This is a genomic window from Microbacterium sp. Leaf179 (assembly GCF_001423785.1).
Taxonomy (GTDB): domain Bacteria; phylum Actinomycetota; class Actinomycetes; order Actinomycetales; family Microbacteriaceae; genus Microbacterium.
This window is the reverse complement of the sequence record NZ_LMPH01000004.1, coordinates 304,180-319,651: the sequence shown is the minus strand read 5'-3', so window position 1 is coordinate 319,651 and position 15,472 is coordinate 304,180. Positions and strand designations below refer to the sequence as shown.

The 15,472-nt window shown below is 70.5% G+C and carries 17 protein-coding genes and 1 tRNA gene; 6 read left to right on the top strand and 12 right to left on the bottom strand.

Annotated features, from left to right (window positions below; genetic code table 11):
- Nucleotides 1-49: 49 nt before the first annotated feature.
- Complete coding sequence (locus ASF96_RS14885; RefSeq protein WP_235560624.1) at nt 50-889, top strand: methyltransferase family protein; 840 nt, start codon at nt 50-52, stop codon at nt 887-889.
- 76 nt (nt 890-965) lie between these two features.
- Nucleotides 966-1,039, top strand: a tRNA-Ile gene (locus tag ASF96_RS14880).
- A gap of 49 nt (nt 1,040-1,088) precedes the next feature.
- On the opposite strand, the gene ASF96_RS14875 is transcribed toward ASF96_RS14880, so the two are convergent.
- From ASF96_RS14875 to ASF96_RS14850, 6 genes are all read right to left on the bottom strand, one after another.
- Nucleotides 1,089-1,922, bottom strand: a complete 834-nt coding sequence (locus ASF96_RS14875; protein ID WP_055940377.1) for a hypothetical protein — start codon at nt 1,920-1,922, stop codon at nt 1,089-1,091.
- An 87-nt stretch (nt 1,923-2,009) separates the two neighbouring features.
- The gene (locus ASF96_RS14870; RefSeq protein ID WP_055940375.1) at nt 2,010-3,032 is read right to left on the bottom strand and encodes a CNNM domain-containing protein; all 1,023 of its coding nucleotides are present in this window, start codon (nt 3,030-3,032) and stop codon (nt 2,010-2,012) included.
- The gene (locus ASF96_RS14865; RefSeq protein ID WP_055837093.1) at nt 3,029-4,432 is read right to left on the bottom strand and encodes a hemolysin family protein; all 1,404 of its coding nucleotides are present in this window, start codon (nt 4,430-4,432) and stop codon (nt 3,029-3,031) included. Before ASF96_RS14865 ends, ASF96_RS14870 begins: the two co-directional genes overlap by 4 nt.
- 238 nt (nt 4,433-4,670) lie before the next feature.
- On the bottom strand, nt 4,671-5,366 hold the full coding sequence (locus tag ASF96_RS14860) for a hypothetical protein (RefSeq protein WP_055837095.1): 696 nt from the start codon (nt 5,364-5,366) through the stop codon (nt 4,671-4,673).
- Nucleotides 5,363-6,274: an ATP-binding cassette domain-containing protein gene (locus tag ASF96_RS14855; RefSeq protein WP_055940373.1), complete on the bottom strand. Its 912-nt coding sequence runs from the start codon at nt 6,272-6,274 to the stop codon at nt 5,363-5,365. The genes ASF96_RS14860 and ASF96_RS14855 overlap by 4 nt, the downstream gene beginning before the upstream one ends.
- Nucleotides 6,271-6,669, bottom strand: coding sequence for a GntR family transcriptional regulator (locus tag ASF96_RS14850; RefSeq protein WP_055837101.1), 399 nt, complete (start codon nt 6,667-6,669; stop codon nt 6,271-6,273). Before ASF96_RS14850 ends, ASF96_RS14855 begins: the two co-directional genes overlap by 4 nt.
- A gap of 231 nt (nt 6,670-6,900) precedes the next feature.
- Between ASF96_RS14850 and ASF96_RS14845 the strand changes: the two genes are divergently transcribed.
- Entirely contained in the window at nt 6,901-7,242 is a 342-nt protein-coding gene (locus ASF96_RS14845) for a DUF7882 family protein (protein WP_070407949.1), read from the top strand.
- 60 nt (nt 7,243-7,302) lie between these two features.
- On the opposite strand, the gene ASF96_RS14840 is transcribed toward ASF96_RS14845, so the two are convergent.
- Nucleotides 7,303-8,721, bottom strand: coding sequence for a sensor histidine kinase (locus ASF96_RS14840; protein WP_055940371.1), 1,419 nt, complete (start codon nt 8,719-8,721; stop codon nt 7,303-7,305).
- On the bottom strand, nt 8,718-9,392 hold the full coding sequence (locus tag ASF96_RS14835; RefSeq protein WP_055940370.1) for a response regulator transcription factor: 675 nt from the start codon (nt 9,390-9,392) through the stop codon (nt 8,718-8,720). Before ASF96_RS14835 ends, ASF96_RS14840 begins: the two co-directional genes overlap by 4 nt.
- 145 nt (nt 9,393-9,537) lie before the next feature.
- Between ASF96_RS14835 and ASF96_RS14830 the strand changes: the two genes are divergently transcribed.
- From ASF96_RS14830 to ASF96_RS14820, 3 genes are all read left to right on the top strand, one after another.
- Nucleotides 9,538-10,098: a hypothetical protein gene (locus ASF96_RS14830; RefSeq protein WP_055940367.1), complete on the top strand. Its 561-nt coding sequence runs from the start codon at nt 9,538-9,540 to the stop codon at nt 10,096-10,098.
- 192 nt (nt 10,099-10,290) lie between these two features.
- Nucleotides 10,291-11,085: a hypothetical protein gene (locus tag ASF96_RS14825; RefSeq protein ID WP_055940365.1), complete on the top strand. Its 795-nt coding sequence runs from the start codon at nt 10,291-10,293 to the stop codon at nt 11,083-11,085.
- A 171-nt stretch (nt 11,086-11,256) separates the two neighbouring features.
- Nucleotides 11,257-11,760 carry a DUF3145 domain-containing protein gene (locus ASF96_RS14820; protein ID WP_055940363.1) on the top strand — a complete coding sequence of 168 codons (504 nt, stop codon included), beginning with the start codon at nt 11,257-11,259 and terminating at the stop codon, nt 11,758-11,760.
- A 140-nt stretch (nt 11,761-11,900) separates the two neighbouring features.
- On the opposite strand, the gene ASF96_RS14815 is transcribed toward ASF96_RS14820, so the two are convergent.
- From ASF96_RS14815 to ASF96_RS14800, 4 genes are all read right to left on the bottom strand, one after another.
- Complete coding sequence (locus tag ASF96_RS14815; RefSeq protein WP_055940361.1) at nt 11,901-13,139, bottom strand: beta-ketoacyl-[acyl-carrier-protein] synthase family protein; 1,239 nt, start codon at nt 13,137-13,139, stop codon at nt 11,901-11,903.
- Nucleotides 13,140-13,206: 67 nt separating this feature from the next.
- Nucleotides 13,207-13,455, bottom strand: coding sequence for an acyl carrier protein (locus ASF96_RS14810; protein WP_022880558.1), 249 nt, complete (start codon nt 13,453-13,455; stop codon nt 13,207-13,209).
- A gap of 68 nt (nt 13,456-13,523) precedes the next feature.
- Nucleotides 13,524-14,528 carry a beta-ketoacyl-ACP synthase III gene (locus ASF96_RS14805; RefSeq protein ID WP_055940355.1) on the bottom strand — a complete coding sequence of 335 codons (1,005 nt, stop codon included), beginning with the start codon at nt 14,526-14,528 and terminating at the stop codon, nt 13,524-13,526.
- Nucleotides 14,525-15,445 carry an ACP S-malonyltransferase gene (locus tag ASF96_RS14800; protein ID WP_055940354.1) on the bottom strand — a complete coding sequence of 307 codons (921 nt, stop codon included), beginning with the start codon at nt 15,443-15,445 and terminating at the stop codon, nt 14,525-14,527. The genes ASF96_RS14805 and ASF96_RS14800 overlap by 4 nt, the downstream gene beginning before the upstream one ends.
- Between the last annotated feature and the right edge of the window lie 27 nt (nt 15,446-15,472).

Here is a 15,472-nt window from a genome sequence, read left to right as displayed (position 1 = left end):
CGCGTTGCAAGCCGCCGGCGGTGCAGTCTGGTGGGTGGGCGTGTTCACCATGCCTTTCGTCCGGGAGGCGACGCTGGGCGGCCTCGACCCCGTTCCAGTGGCGGCCCTCGACGTTCCGCTCTTCGTGGTCGCCTCCGCCGCCGCCGCGGTGATACCCGGTCGAGGATCCCGGTGGGCGGCCAGCATTGCGACGACGTGGACGCTCGTCGTGACCGTCCTGCTGTTCGCCTACGCCACCGTCACCACTCACGCGGGCGGGGGAGTCGTCCTCATGATCGCGGCATCCACCGGGTCGGTGGGCGCGTGGTTCCTGCTCGTTCTCGGGCGGATCCCCACGACGTGGATTCTGATCGGACCGTTCGCCTTTCGTCCGGCACGCACACGTCGTACACCCTGGGCGCACATTGCAGCGACGGCGGCTCAGATCGTCGTGTTCTGGGGCGTCTGCCTCGTGGTACTGCCCCTCGTTATCTCGGCGCTCGAACAGCGATGGCGCTTGGGGGTTCCGACGCCGGAGGGCACGGTCGCGGCCGGTGTGGTCGTCGTGGTGGCCGCCAGTGCGCTCGGACTCTGGTCTGCCGCGTCGTTGACGACGCGGGGCGACGGCACGCCCCTGCCGTCAGCGATGCCGAACCGTCTGGTGATCGTCGGGCCGTACCGGATCATCCGCAATCCGATGGCCGTCGCCGGTATCGCCCAGGGGGTCGGCGTCGGGCTGATGCTGTCCTCGTGGATGGTCGTCGCCTACGCCCTCGCCGGCTCTCTCGTGTGGAACTACGCGATCCGCCCGCACGAAGAAGCCTCCCTCGCCGCGACCTTCGGCGACGAGTACGCCCGCTACCGGCACGCGGTGCGGTGCTGGGTTCCTCGCCTGAGGGCACCGCGCTGAGCAGATCGAGCGGGCACGTCATACCGGGCCCCGCTTTCTCGCCGGACGACGGATGCCGGTAGGCTCGTCGTCGCTGGGGGCGGTGGCCAAGCTGGTCAAGGCAGCGGGCTCATAACCCGACGATCGTGGGTTCAAGTCCCACCCGCCCTACGTTCGCCCTCCGTCAGGCCGCGCGTGTCGGAGGGCGTTTCCTCTGCCCTCACACCGTCACGTGGGCTGCCGAACGACCTCCAGGAGAGGACGGTCGTCCTCGATCGTCGCCGTCCCAGGCGCGAACCCGGTGGATCGTCGCTGACTTGGGATAGCTGCCGCCGCGGGGTCCGATCTCGAAGAGGTCGATCATGAGGAACAGCGGATAGTCGGGGGCCTGTGCGATCCTCCGCAGGACGAGGCCCTCGCACCCGATCACGGTTTCGCCCTCGCCCCAGATCACCGTCCACGTGTGAGGTGTCGATGCGTTCACGGGGATCGCGACCTCGGCGACGTCGGTCGTGAGGTGAGGGTCGTGGTGCGCCTTGACGCCGGTGCGCGCCACGGTGGTTTCTCCGATGGCGTCGGAGTCGATCTCGAAGATGCAGATCTCGCCGGACTCCGTCGGGGATCTGTGCTCGGTTCCGACGAGCCACGCCGCGACCATGCAGTCGGCGTCTCGGGTCGCCGAGACGGTGATCTCGACTCGCCCGCGAAAGGGTGCGAACAGCAGCCGTGGCGGTGTCTCGGTGCGCACGCGCAGGTCGGGCCGGTGGCGATGGGTCCCGAGTGCGGAACCGACCGGCCCCGCATAGACACCGGTCTGCAGGTTCGAGACGCGCAGAGGCGCATCCTCGACGCGCCAGTCGGGCTGGTCGGCGTCGATCCGCAACGCGACTCCGTCGGCAACGACCTCGTAGTGCGCTCGTGCCCTCTCAGCGGTCGTCCACTGCGGAAGGTAGCTCGCGATCCATCGTTGCGAACTCAGTCCGGCGCTGAAGTCGTCGTCGAGGTCTGGCTGACGGTCCGGCGCGGCAGGAAGACTTTCGGGCGGGTTCGACATGAGAAATGATCGCACGTGAGCCAGCCCCTGACGACGAGGGCCGCCGCGGGTCCCGCTCCGCCCAACGCGAAGCGGGACCCGCACCACCTACCGTGCGAGCGGAACGAGTTCCCCCGCGCCGGGCAGGATCTCGCGCAAAAGGTCGTCGAGGGTGACCACCCCGATCAACCGCTCGCCGTCGACGACCGTCGCCAACTGCACGCGACCGCGCCGCATGCGCGCCAGAGCGTCGTACGCCGACGCCGACGGCTCCAGCACCAGGGGCTCGCGCGCGATCTCGAGCGCCGGGGTCGTCGGGTCGACGGTGAGCGTGTCGCGCACGTGGGCGACGCGTGACGTCGCACCCGCCCCGACGAGGATGCGCAGGTGCGTCGACGAGGCGGCGACCGCCTGGATGTCGGCGACCGTCGCATCCGCGGCGACCGACGTCGGCGTGCGATCGGTGCGCACGATGTCGCCGACCGTCAGCGTCCCCAGCGCGATCGCCTGCGCGATCGGCTCGGAGTACTGCTTCTCGAGCGTGCCCGCCCGACGCGAGTGCGCCACGAGTTCGCGGATCGTGTCGGCATCCTGCCCACCGGCGGCGGCCTTGTCGACGGGCTCCACGCCCGAGGCCTTCACCAGGCGGTTGGCGATGTGGTTGATCCACAGCAGGAACGGGCGCAGCGGCCAGGTGAGGGCGCGGGCCAGGATGCCGGTGGCCTTCGCCGCCGTCTCCGGGTGGGCGATCGCCCACGACTTCGGCGCCATCTCGCCGATCACCAGGTGCAGGAACGTCACCACGATGAGCGCCAGCATGAACGCGATGACCCCGGACAGGACGGGAGGAAGTCCCCATTGCTCGAGCACGGGTGCCAGGGCGTAGTCGATGGCCGGCTTGGTGATCGCGCCGAGCAGGAACGTGCAGGCGGTGATGCCCAACTGCGCGAAGGCGAGCATGACGGTCAGCTCGTTGACGCCGCGCAGGGCGGCGCGCGCCGAGGCGCTGGTCGCTGCCTCTTCTTCGAGCCGGTGACGTCGAGCGGCGAGCAGCGCGAACTCGACGATCACGAAGAACGCACTCGCGACGATGAGCGCGGTGGTGATGAGAGCGACGGTCCAGCCGTTCATCGGGCCACCTCCCCGTCGATCGCGACGACGTCGTCGGCGGGCTCGGCATCCCGGTCCACCTCGTGCAGGTCGACCTTCAGCTGCGAGGGCACGTGCCGGTCGACCTCCACGACCTCGATCGCGAGCCAGCGCTCGATGTCGAGACCCTGCACCGTCTCGGACGCACGCTCGGGCAGATCCACGCGCACGATGACGCCGACGGTCGGAAGGTCGCCGTGCGTCTCGATGACGAGACCGGCGACCGTCTCGACGTCGCCCTGGGTGAGGTCGTGGCCGATGAGTCGCTCGAGCTCGTCGAGATGCAGATCGCCGGGGACGCTCCACGCGTCGTCGCCGACCGAGGCGGCCTCGGCGACCTCGACGTCGTGTTCGTCGGAGAGTTCGCCGATGACCTCTTCGGTCAGGTCCTCGATGGTCAGGATGCCGTCGAAGTTGCCGTACTCGTCGACGACGCACGCCAGTTCATTGCGCGTCTGGCGCATGCGATCCAACGCGACGGGGAGCAGCATCGAGGTGGGCAGCACGACCGCGGCGCGCATGACGGCGGCCACGGGGGTCTCGTCCGACGGGTTCTCGCGCAGCACGTCGATGAGTTCGACGACGCCGACGGGGGAGTCCTCGTCACCGATGACGGGGTAGCGGGTGTGCCCGGTGGCCATCAGGGCGCGCACCTCGCCCACGGTGGTCTCGGGGGTGACCGAATCGATCTGGGAACGCGGGATCATCGCGTGCTCGACGTCGCGGTGCGGAAAGTCGAGGATGCGGTCGATGATCATCGACAGATCGTCGGGCAGGTCACCGCTCGCGCGGGACTCCTCGATGATGGCCTCGAGGTCGCGCGCGGTCGCGCTGTCGTCGACGTCTTCGAGCGGCTCGATCCGCAGCACCCGCAGCAGGGCGTTGGCGGCGACGTCGAAGACCGAGATCAACCAGCCGAACAGCAAGAGGTAGATGCGCGTCGGCACGGCGAGGGCGCGCGCCAGCGGTTCAGGGTCGGCGATGGCGAGGTTCTTCGGGTACAGCTCACCGAAGATCATGGTCACGATCGTGGCAAGCAACAGGGCGCCGACGGTGCCGATCAGCACCGAGACGGCCGGATCGATCCCGATCCCGCCGAGCAGCGTCCCGAGTGATTCACCGATGAGCGGTTCGGCGACGTAGCCGATCAGCAGACCGGTGACGGTGATGCCGAGCTGCGCGCCCGACAACATGAACGACGTGCGCTTGGTGATGGCGAGGACGCGCTTCGCCTGGGCGTCGCCCTTCTCGGCCAACGCCGCCATGCGCGAGCGGTCGACCGACATGTACGCGAACTCCTGCGCGACGAAGAAGCCGCAGGCCACGATGATCGCCAGCGTCACGATGACGCCCACCAGGAGTGTCAGGGCCGCAGCCAGCATCAGATCTCACCCCCTCTCGGAAAGAGGGGGCTCGAAGATCGGCCCTCCTGGTCGGTGGAGGTGCGGTGAGGGCTCACGGGGTTGTCTCTCTCGTGGGTCGGGTGATCGCAGATCCCTTCGATGCTACCGAGACCGCTCCCGCGTAGCTGGGCATTCGCCTCGCCGCCGGGGCTCGCTGCCCGCGCCGGAACGCGAAGGGGCCGGACCGCCGAGACGGTCCGGCCCCTTCGCATCCGGGTCAGGGGACGGCGCGGCGCAACGTCGCGAACGACGATGTTGCGAGCACCGCGGTGAGCACGATCCCGCAGACCGCGAGGCCGAGGGCGCCGAGCGTGAGAACGATGTCGGCGACCCCCTGCCACGACCGCGTCACCGTGATCAGCCACACCACGAGCACGAGGAGCAGGCCGACGCCGACCAGGGTGACCGTGGTCACCAGGCCGCCGAAGCGCTTGAACACGGTGGCGGCCCAGAAGCCGATGACGAAGAAGAACATCGCCAGGGCGAAGTAGGCGACCCCCGCGGCGAGCGGACCGGCCTCCCAGACCCAGGGGATGTAGAAGAACCACCCGTTCATCCCGTAGCCGTTGGTCGCCCGCTCGATCATGCCGCCGAGGACGAAGACCACCGACAGCAGTGCCGCCGTCAGCGCAGCGGTCAGGAGGGTGCCGGCGAAGAAGTCGCGACGGGTGACGCTCATCGCCTGCGAGAACGGGAACGTCCGCGTCAGGGACTGGGCGCCGATGACGCCGAAGTACCACAGGGGCGCCTGCACCCCGCCGCTGATCATCACGCCGCGCGCCCCCGCCGACTGGATGATGCCGTAGAGCAGCAAGCTGATGGCGAGAGAGCCGAACAGGATGATCAGGGGGATCCAGACGAAGGTCTGGCGGTTGATGAGCTGCAGACGGACGACGTTCAGCGCGCGGTTCATCGCAGCGCTCCTTCCGGAAGAGTGGCGGCCGACGCGCTCGCCGCGTGCGGGGTGGCTCGGACGATGAACTCCTGCAGCGAGACGGGCGAGACCTCGAGCCGCGCCTCGGCGAGGGCGCGCCGATCGACCGGGGTCAGGGCGCCCAGGATCGTGACCGAGGCGACGCCTCCGAGCGTTTCCCGGTGCAGCACCTCACGGCCCGCGCAGAAGGCGTCGACGGCGGCGGCGTCTCCGACGACGGTCGCTGCCCGCTCCCGCACGGCGTCGGTGTCTTCGTCCATCACCACGCGGCCGCCGTCGAGCACGATGACGCGTTCGAGCAGGTTGGCGACCTCGTCGATGAGGTGGCTCGAGAGGATGATCGTGCGCGGATGGGAGGAATAGTCCTCGAGCAGACGGTCGTAGAAGATCTGACGGGCCACCGCGTCGAGTCCGAGGTACGGCTCGTCGAAGAAGGTGATCTCGGCGCGCGATGCCAACCCGATGACCACTCCCACGGCCGAGAGCTGACCACGCGAGAGCTTCTTGATCGTTCGGGTCACGGGGATCTGGAGCTGCCGGATGAGATCGGCGGCGAGGTCGTCGTCCCAGTTCGGGAAGAAGATCTTCGCGGCCGCAAAAGCGTGGGCGGGCTTGGCGTCATCGGGATACTTCTGGCTCTCGCGCACGAAGCACATCCGCGACAGCACCCGCGGGTTCTCGTACGGGTCCTCGCCGAACACGCGCACGCGCCCCTCGGTGGCGAAGTTCTGCGCGGTCAGGATCGACATCAGGGTGGTCTTGCCGGCGCCGTTACGCCCCAGCAAGCCGTAGATGGCGTCTTTCTCGATGCGGAACGACACGTCGTTCAGGGCGGCGGCGTCACGGTAGCGCTTGTGGAGGCCGGCGACCTCGATCACAGCGGTCATCGGGCGATCCCTTCGTTGGTGTGGGCGGGGGAGGAGCCGAGCGCCGCGCGCTCGCGGATGAGGTCGGCGAGATCGTCGGGGCCGAGGCCCAGCGTGCGGGCCTCGGTGAGGAGGGGCTCGACGAAGCGGTCGGCGAATGCCGAGCGACGCTCGCCCAGGAGCTGTTCCCGTGCTCCGACCGCGACGAACATGCCGATGCCGCGTCGCTTCTGCAGCACGCCTTTGTCGACGAGCATGGTGATTCCTTTCGCTGCGGTGGCGGGGTTGATGCGGTGGAATGCCGCCAGTTCGTTGGTGGAGGGCGCACGGCTCTCCTCGGCCAGCGAACCGTCGACGATCGCGTCCTCGACGCTCTCGGCGATCTGGAGGAACAGCGCTCGGCCGTCGTCGATCATGCGACCTCCGTCTGTTGGTTAATTACTTGACTAAGTAACCATGCAACGAAGGTCGCGCACGTGTCAAGCGCCGGCCCCGAAACGACACGCCCGGCCCGAAGACGGCCTCGCCCGAACGCGCCCCACCCTCGATCCGGGTGGCAGAATAGAGGTCCCGCATTGCCTCGCTTCCCGGCGTGGTCCCGCCCTTGCTCAACAGGTGCGCTTCGTCGCGCCAGAAATGGACCCGCCGTGGGACGCCTCATCTACCGTGACCGCGCGTCGTTCGATATCGACGACCGCATCCTCGCCCATCTCCGCATCGTCGTGATGAACAAGCTCCGCCGCAACGAGGGCTTCATGCTCCAGCTGCCGGTGAACGAGGGCGTTCGGCAGGCCAGCCTCTGGATCCACGCCTCCAACGCGCTCGTCATGCAGTTCTACGGGGGACGCGAACCCGCCATCGACCGCGAACTCGTCGACCAGATGATGCACGACGCCAGCGGCGCCGATGGGCTCACGCTCACCGCGGCGGGCATCGCCCCGCTGCCGATCGCGACCCGTCAACCCGCGGGGGTGCGCGCCGGACGCTGACCCGGTTTCGCACCGGTGGTCATCGCGTCCGCCGGTGCGGTCGGTCGCGACGGCGCCCGGTCAGTCCGAGACCGGCAGCGTCAGCTCGAAACGCGCCCCGGCATCACGGGGAACGTTTCGTACCTCACCGCCGTGCGCTCGGGCGATCCCGCGCGCGATGGGCAGGCCGAGGCCCACGCCGCCCGAGGGCGAGCGCGCGGCGTCCAGGCGCACGAGACGGTCGAAGATGCGCTCCCGCTCCTCGGCCGGCACGCCCGGACCGTCGTCGATGACCGCGACGGTGGCGGCGCCGCCCGTCACCGCGGCCTCGACGACGACCGTGCCGCGCCCGTTCGTCGCGCGCGCGGCGTTCTCGACTAGGTTCGACAGCACCTGCGCGATGCGCCCCGCGTCGATGCGCACCGGCACGGCGGCATCCGGAACCACCGACGACACCTGCAGCGACGGGTGCACGAGCTGGGCGCGTTCGATCTCGGCCGCCACGATCGTCCGCAGATCGACAGAGCTCCGCGTCAGCTCGAGCCCCTGATCCACCCGGGCCATCGTGAGCAGGTCGTCGACCAGACGGGAGGCGCGCTGGGCCTCGCGGGCGACGTGCGCGGCGAGCATCTCGCGCTCGGGTCCGTCGAGATCGGCCCGCACCAGCGTGTCGGCGGCGGCGCGGATGCCGGCGACCGGCGTCCGCAGCTCGTGTGCGGCATCCGAGAGGAACACGCGCAGGCGGGCCTCGGCCTCGCGCGCGGATTGCTCGGCTCCCGTGACGTCGTCGAGCATGTCGTCGAGTGCCGTCGCGACCCGACCGATCTCGGTGTCGGATCGCGTGGGGTGCAGGCGTCGCCCGCGTTCACCGGCCCCGATCGAGCGGGCCACCTCCGAGACCCGGTCCAGGGGCTGCAGCGTGCGACGCACGACGAGGGTCACCGCTCCGGCGGCCACCACGAGCACGCCGACCGAGGCGATCGCCATGATCCACCGCACCTGGACGAGCGTGTCGCCGATCCCGGCGGCGGATGCGGTCAGGCTCAGTGTCGAACCGTCGCTCAGGGTGGAAGTCAGCGTCACGAGGTCGGCGTCGCCCGTGACGGCCGAGGCGACGACGCTCACGTCGGTCGACGCCGAGGGGAGGGGCACCGACCGCTCGGCCGGACCGGGGCCGCCGGGACCGGGCGGTCCGTCGCGCAACTGCTCGGGGCTCGGCCCCGCGACCACCGAGTCGCCGCCCGCGCTGTCGATGCGCACCGACAGTCCCTGATCCGACAGCCGCTCGGCCAGGTCCTCGTCGTCGACCGTGCCGACGAGCGATGCGGCCGCGGCGGCGCGGTCGCGCAGGCGCTCCTCGATCTGGCCGCGCAGGCGGGCGCCGAGGGCGACGTCGACGACGACCGCGAGCACGATGAGCAGCAGCGCGACGAGGGCGACGACCGCGACGATGGTGCGCCGTCGCAGCGACCCCGCGCGCAGCGGTCGGGTATCGCTCACGGCGTCACGCTCAGGCGGTAGCCGAGCCCGCGCACGGTGTGGATGAGTCGGGGACCGTACGCCTCCATCTTGCGGCGCAGCGCGCTCAGGTGCACCTCGACCAGGTTGGGGTCGTAGTCGTCGTACCCCCACACCTGCGTCAGGATCTGCGCCTTCGACAGCGTGCGACCACGACTCTCGGCGAACAGCCGCAGCAGGCGGAACTCCGTCGCGGTCAGATCGAGCGACGATCCGGCGCGGCGCGCGGTCGTGGCATCCGGATCCACCACGAGGTCGGCCACCTCGATGGTCTGCGGCAGACGACCGCGGCGACGGAGCACGGCGCTCGTGCGCGCGATGAGCTCGGCCATGGTGAACGGTTTCACGACGTAATCGTCGGCGCCCTCGGCGAAGCCGCGCAGGCGATCGTCGACCTCGTCGCGGGCGGTGAGCATGATGACCGCCGCGTCGCTGCGGGAGCGCACGAGCGGAAGCAACCGGATGCCGGAGGGCCCGGGCATCATCCAGTCGAGCACCACCAGGTCGGGGCGGAACGCCTCGAGGCGCTCGGCGAGGTCGGTGCCGTCGGGCGCGGCCTCGGCGACGAATCCGTCGGCGCGCAGGGCGGTCGCGACGGCGACGCGGATGGTCTCGTCGTCGTCGAGCACGAGCACGCGGGCAGCGGAGGACATCCGCCCCACGCTAGGGCACATCGCTGCGCGCCTGTTATGCGAACGGCCTGGGTTGACCGCACGGTCGGCGGCTTCAGGTTCGCTTCAGTCCCCGCTCGAAGGCTGGTACTCGAGACGGTGACCGACACCGCCGCAGAAAGAGATCATGAACGACGACAACCCCACCCTCCCGCTGCCCCGCATGGACGACGCGCACGAGCCGCGTCGTCGGTCGTGGAAGCGTCCCGCCCTCATCGCCGGCGCGGTCATCGTGGCCGCCGGCCTCACCGGCGGCACCGCCGCTCTGGCGTCGTCGGGCGGCATGACGCCCGTCGCGTCGGTCACGTCGGCGCCGAGCGCCGACGGCGTCTCGCCGAGCACGACCACGCCCACCCCGGGAACGACCCCGAGCGGTGCCCCGACCGCGCCGGCCGACGGTACGGCCCCCACGCCTCCCGCCGACGGCACGGCCCCCGCGGCTCCGGGTCCCGGAGCCAAGCCGGGCGAGTGCGGACCCGGTGGTCCCGGCGCGCCGACCCCGCCCGCCGACGGCACGGCCCCGACCCCGCCCACCGACGGCACCGCCCCCACCCCGCCGACCCCGGGCTCCGGGCCGGGCGCCGGGGAGCGTCCCACGCCCCCGACCGACGGCACCGCTCCCACCCCTCCGGCCCCGGGCACCGAGCCCGGCACCGGCGCCACACCTCCGGCCCAGCCCGGTTCGTGACACCTCACCCGCGCTGATCGGCGCGCCACGCCCACCGGCGTGCAGCGCGCGGTCAGCGCGGTGGGGCACGATCGAGGGGTGGCGAACAGCACGCGGACCCGCCGCCCGACCCCCGGACGCCCCCGCGCTCGCCCTTCTCGTCGGCGTCGGCCCGCACCACGTGTTCTGCGTCGCCGGCGCATCATCGTCGGTGTGGTCGGCATCCTGCTCGCGGGCCTCGTCGTGCTGGCGATCGTGCCGCTGGCCGGGCTCGTCTCGGCCTGGAACGCCGAGACGCGCCGCCAGGCCATCGATCTGACGACGTTCGATCCCGGCACCCTCATCAGCGACGCCGACTTCTACGACGCGAACGCCCTGTCAGCCGGCGAGATCCAGGATTTCCTCGACGCACAGGTGGGCGAGTGTCGCAACGACTCCTGCCTCGCCGTCCTGCGTACCACCCTTCCCCCTCGAGGGCCGATCGTCTCGGATGCCACGGGAGAGACGGTCTGCGAGGGCTACGACGGCGGGGAGCTGACGGCGGCCGAGATCATCGACCGCGTCCAGCGCGCGTGCGGCATCTCGGCGAAGGTGCTGTTGGTCACGCTGCAGAAAGAACAGAGTCTCGTCGCCGGTCGCACCGCCCGAGCCCCCGAACCGCGCGAGCTCGGGGCGGCGATGGGGGCTCGCTGCCCCGACGACGCCGCGTGCGACACGGGCGCCGAGGGTTTCGCCGCCCAGGTGGCCCAGGGCGCGACCGACCTGAAGTCGTACAGCGCCTCCGACTTCATGCGGCAACCCGGCACGCACTACATCGCCTACTCGCCCGATGCCGCGTGCGGCGGCTCCGACGTGACGATCACCAACGAGGCCACCGCGGCGCTGTACAACTACACGCCCTACCAACCCAACGCCGCGGCCCTCGCGGCACGCTGGGGGACGGGCGACGGGTGCTCGGCCTACGGCAACCGCAACTTCGCCCTGTACTGGGCCCTCTGGTTCGGCTGATCTGCGGCGACCCTCACGCCGCGCGGAGCAGGCCGAACGACCTCACCATCTGCAGCGAAATCACAGTGTTGTGATTTCGTTATGAACGGGCGATAATGGCCGGACAACCGAACAATCGCCGGCACTCCATCACAGGTCGTAGGGGAAGACGTACCTGACGAAGGAGAGACCATGGCGATCACGTCTTCGCGCGGAGTGATTCTGATCCACTCCGCGCCCCGCGCGTTGTGCCCCCACCTCGAGTGGGCGGTCGGACGCGCTCTCGGCCGCGCCGTCAACTTCGACTGGGCCGAACAGCCCGTGCTGACGGGCAGCCGCCGCGCGGAGTTCTACTGGGAGGGCCCGGTCGGATCCGGCGCCGCCCTCGCCAGTGCCATCCGCGGGTGGGAGCACCTGCGCTTCGAGGTGAGCGAAGATCCCACGCCCCGCAGCGACGGCGGCCGCTGGATGCACACGCCGGGTCTCGGCATCCACTACGCGCAGACGGACGCTGCGGGCAACGTCGTCATCGGCGAGGACCGCGTGCGCTACGCGATGGACGTCGCCGGCGGCGACGCTCTCGAGCTGCAGCGCGAACTCGACATCGCGCTCGGCTCCGCCTGGGACGAAGAGCTCGAACCTTTCCGCCACGCCAGCGACGACCAGCAGATCGTCTGGCTGCACAAGGTGGGGTGAAGACGTCGGGCGGGGGAGGCGCCACTACCGGAGGCCGGTGATCGCACCCGGCATCGAGACCGCGTATCCCTCGCCCGACAAAGGCAGAACGCCCCCGGCGTCCCGATTCGATTCGGGATGCCGGGGGCGTTCTTCGTGCGTCAGACCGAGGCGATCGCGACGACGGCGTTGTGACCGCCGAAGCCGAACGAGTTGCTGATCGCGAGCTGGTCGCCGGAGCCCAGCTCGACCGGCGCACCCGAGAGCGCGAAGGGCACGTCGGGGTCCTGCTCGGTGAGGTTGATGGTCGGAGGCGCGACGCGGTTCTTCAGCGCCAGCACCGTGAAGATGGCCTCGAGCGCTCCCGTGCCACCCAGCAGGTGACCCGTCGAGGCCTTCGTCGCCGACACGGGGATCTCGTCGATCCGGTCGCCGAACACCGTGTGGAGGGCCTTGTATTCGTTCGGGTCGCCCACGGGGGTCGAGGTGGCGTGGGCGTTGATGTGGGTGACGTCGTCGGCCGACGCTCCCGCCATCTCGAGCGCCAGGCGCACCGCGCGGGCGGCTCCCGTGCCCTCGGGGTCGTTGGCGGTGATGTGGTACGAGTCGGCGGTGACGCCGCCTCCCACGATCGAGGCGTAGATCTTGGCGCCGCGGGCCAGGGCGTGATCCTCGGTCTCGAGGATCAGCACGCCCGCGCCCTCGCCCATGACGAAACCGTCACGGTCGATGCTCGCCGGACGCGAGGCCGTCTCGGGGGAGTCGTTGCGCTTCGACAGCGCCTGCATCGACGCGAACGACGCGATGGTGATCGGGTGGATCGCCGACTCGCTTCCGCCCGCGATCACGACGTCGGCCAGACCGTCGCGGATGTGCTGCACGGCGTTCACGATCGATTCGGTGCTCGAGGCGCAGGCCGAGGCCACGGTGCGCGCGAACGCCCGGGCGTTGAAGTGCAGCGAGAGGTTGCCGGCGGCCGCGTTCGGCATGAGCATCGGCACCGTCATCGGCATGACGCGACGCGGGCCCTTCTCACGCAGCACGTCCCAGGCGTCCAGCAGCGTCCACACGCCGCCGATGCCGGTGGCGAAGTCGACGCCGAGGCGATCGGGGTCGACGTCGGGCGAGCCCGCGTCTTCCCAGGCCTCTTTGGCGGCGACCATGGCCAGCTGCGCCGAGGGGTCGAGACGCTTGGCGACGGGACGATCCAGAACCGTCTCAGGTCGCACGAGCGCCTCGGCGGCGAAGGTGACGGGCAGGTTGTACTTCTCGACCCATTCGTGCTCGAGGGTGCGCGCGCCGGAGGTGCCGGCGAGCAGCGCCGACCAGCTCTCGGGGGCGGTACCGCCGATGGGCGAGGTGGCACCGATGCCGGTGACGACGATGCGGGATGTGCTCATGGGTGAAGGATCCTTGGTCCGACCGGAAAGACATGACCGGTGGGGGCCGAAGCCCCCACCGGGAGAGTCAGGACTGGTTCGACGTGATGAACGTGACAGCGTCGCCGACGGTCTTGAGGTTCTTGACCTCGTCGTCGGGGATGGTGACGCCGAACTTCTCCTCGGCGTTGACGACGATCGTCATCATCGAGATGGAGTCGATGTCGAGGTCATCGGTGAACGACTTCTCGAGGGCGACCTCGTCGGCCGAGATACCGGTCTCGTCGGTGATGAGCTCGGCAAGGCCGGCGAGAACCTCGTCGTTGGTGAATGCCATGATGTCTCCTGTTTGTTAGGGGTGGACCCTGACGGGCCCCGATCAGTCTAGAGTTCGGCGACGCTGCGTCAGGGAAGGACGACGACCTGCGCGCCGAACACGAGACCGGCTCCGAAGCCGATCTGCAGGGCGAGCCCGCCGCTGAGCTCGGGGTGCTCCTCGAGCAGGCGGTGGGTGGCGAGCGGGATGGATGCCGCGGAGGTGTTGCCCGTGGTCTCGATGTCGCGGCCGATGACCACCGTCTCGGGCAGACCCAGCTGCTTGGCGAACTCGTCGATGATGCGCATGTTCGCCTGGTGCGGCACGAAGGCGGCGAGGTCCGACGGCTCGAGGCCGGCCGCCTCGATCGCCTGACGCGCGACCTTGACCATCTCCCAGACGGCCCAGCGGAACACGGTGGGACCCTCTTGGCGCAGGGTCGGCCACGGAGCGACTCCGTCGCGGAACTGCGTCAGCGTGGCGTTCATGCCCACGGCATCCGCTTTCGAGCCGTCGGAACCCCACACGGTGGGGCCGATGCCGGGGGTGTCGCTCGGGCCGATGACGACCGCGCCCGCACCGTCGCCGAGCAGGAACGAGATGCTGCGGTCGGTGGGGTCGACGATGTCGCTGAGCTTCTCGGCGCCCACCACGACCACGTGCTTCGCGAGACCGCCGCGCACGAGGGCGTCGGCCTGGGCGACGCCGTAGGCGAAGCCGGCGCAGGCCGCGTTGAGGTCGTACGCCGCCGCGGGGTTGGCGCCGATCCGGTCGGCGACGATCGCCGAGGCCGAGGGCGTCTGCTTGGGGTTGCTGATGGTCGCCACGATCACGGCGTCGATGTCGGCCGGCGCGACGCCCGACTTCTCGACGGCCTCTCGGGCGGCATCCGAGGCGAGGTCGATGACGTCGGTCTCGGCGTTCGCACGAACGCGCGTGACGATGCCGGTGCGCTGGCGGATCCACTCGTCGCTCGAGTCGATGGGGCCGACGAGGTCGTCGTTCGGCACGAAGTTCTCGCCGCGCGCGGCGCCGTACGCGTAGATGCGCGTGTGGGCGGGGCCCTGCAGCTGACGGAGGGTGGGGGTGCTCATGCCTGGTCTTCTTTCAGGAGTGAGACGGCCGCGTCGAGGTCGTCGGGGGTCTTGACCGCCACGGTCGGCGTGCCGCGCAGGGCGCGCTTGGCGAGCCCGGTCAGGGCGCCCGCGGGCGAGAGTTCGATGATGCCGGTGACACCCTGCTCGGCGAACGACGCCATGCAGCGGTCCCAGCGCACGGGCGACGCCACCTGGGCGACGACGAGGTCGAGCGCGCGGCGCCCCTCACGGACGGTCGTGCCGTCGGAGTTGGTCCAGAGCGTCGTCGAGGGGTCCGACACCGACACGTCGGCGGCGGCGGAGCGCAGCGTCTCGACGGCGGGTTCCATGAAGCGCGTGTGGAACGCGCCGGCGACCTGCAGGGCGATCACCCGGGTGCCGCGCGGGGCGTCGGCGGCGAGCTCCGCCAGAGCGGGCAGTTCGCCGGCGGCGACGATCTGACCGCCGCCGTTGTAGTTGGCCGGGGTGAGCCCGAGCGCTTCGAGACGCTCGAGCACGGCCGCCTCGTCTCCTCCGACCACGGCGCTCATGCCCGTCTCGACGGCCGAGGCCGCCTCGGCCATGGCGCGCCCGCGCAGTCCGACCAGGCGCAGGGCGTCGGCCTCGTCGAGGACGCCGGATGCCGCGAGGGCGGCGATCTCTCCGACGGAGTGCCCCGCGACACCGGCGGGTCGAGGGGCGTCGGATGCCGTCAGGGCCGACCACGACAGCAGGCTCGCCGCGACGATCAGCGGCTGCGCGACGCTGGTGTCGCGGATACGGTCGGCGTCCCACTCGGTTCCGGCGGCGACGAGATCGACGCCGGCCTGCTCGGAGTAGGCCTCAAGGCGCTCCCGCGCTCCGTCGAGTTCGAGCCAGGGAGACAGGAACCCAGGAGTCTGCGAGCCCTGCCCGGGGAAGACGGCGATGATCACCGTTCCATCCTGCCAAGGATCAGGCGC

Bases quoted from the DNA above. Each gene is read 5' to 3' on its own strand.
- ASF96_RS14885 (WP_235560624.1), top strand. From the start codon at position 50: ATGCCTTTCGTCCGGGAGGCGACGCTGGGCGGCCTCGACCCCGTTCCA.
- ASF96_RS14875 (WP_055940377.1), bottom strand. From the start codon at position 1,922: ATGTCGAACCCGCCCGAAAGTCTTCCTGCCGCGCCGGACCGTCAGCCA.
- ASF96_RS14870 (WP_055940375.1), bottom strand. From the start codon at position 3,032: ATGAACGGCTGGACCGTCGCTCTCATCACCACCGCGCTCATCGTCGCG.
- ASF96_RS14865 (WP_055837093.1), bottom strand. From the start codon at position 4,432: ATGCTGGCTGCGGCCCTGACACTCCTGGTGGGCGTCATCGTGACGCTG.
- ASF96_RS14860 (WP_055837095.1), bottom strand. From the start codon at position 5,366: ATGAACCGCGCGCTGAACGTCGTCCGTCTGCAGCTCATCAACCGCCAG.
- ASF96_RS14855 (WP_055940373.1), bottom strand. From the start codon at position 6,274: ATGACCGCTGTGATCGAGGTCGCCGGCCTCCACAAGCGCTACCGTGAC.
- ASF96_RS14850 (WP_055837101.1), bottom strand. From the start codon at position 6,669: ATGATCGACGACGGCCGAGCGCTGTTCCTCCAGATCGCCGAGAGCGTC.
- ASF96_RS14835 (WP_055940370.1), bottom strand. From the start codon at position 9,392: ATGTCCTCCGCTGCCCGCGTGCTCGTGCTCGACGACGACGAGACCATC.
- ASF96_RS14830 (WP_055940367.1), top strand. From the start codon at position 9,538: ATGAACGACGACAACCCCACCCTCCCGCTGCCCCGCATGGACGACGCG.
- ASF96_RS14820 (WP_055940363.1), top strand. From the start codon at position 11,257: ATGGCGATCACGTCTTCGCGCGGAGTGATTCTGATCCACTCCGCGCCC.
- ASF96_RS14815 (WP_055940361.1), bottom strand. From the start codon at position 13,139: ATGAGCACATCCCGCATCGTCGTCACCGGCATCGGTGCCACCTCGCCC.
- ASF96_RS14810 (WP_022880558.1), bottom strand. From the start codon at position 13,455: ATGGCATTCACCAACGACGAGGTTCTCGCCGGCCTTGCCGAGCTCATC.
- ASF96_RS14805 (WP_055940355.1), bottom strand. From the start codon at position 14,528: ATGAGCACCCCCACCCTCCGTCAGCTGCAGGGCCCCGCCCACACGCGC.